Raw genomic sequence first — 208 nt, 5'->3', positions numbered from 1 at the left:
TCAGTGACGCGTATGACAACCGCCTGCGAATTTTCCGCGACGTATTGGGGCGCATTGAGCGGTTGGATAACGGCGCGGGCCGGTCGCTGTTTTTGCGCTATGAACGGGGCCGCATTGTGGCGGTGGACTACCAGGTTCAGCGCGCCAAGGGGCATGAACCCTACGTATGGGTGACGGAGCAGCACGTTGTTGCCTACGCCTATGACGA

1 protein-coding gene is annotated in these 208 nt (G+C 60.1%); it reads left to right on the top strand.

Annotation, left to right across the window (positions count from 1 at the left end; translation table 11 throughout):
- Window positions 1-208 (top strand): hypothetical protein (locus TR61_RS20250; protein WP_172677040.1); only part of this gene is annotated, 208 nt, incomplete at both ends.

This window comes from Aestuariivita boseongensis (genome assembly GCF_001262635.1).
Classification (GTDB): Bacteria; Pseudomonadota; Alphaproteobacteria; order Rhodobacterales; family Rhodobacteraceae; genus Aestuariivita; species Aestuariivita boseongensis.
Note: the sequence above shows the minus strand (reverse complement) of the source record. Positions and strands in the feature narration are given on the sequence as shown.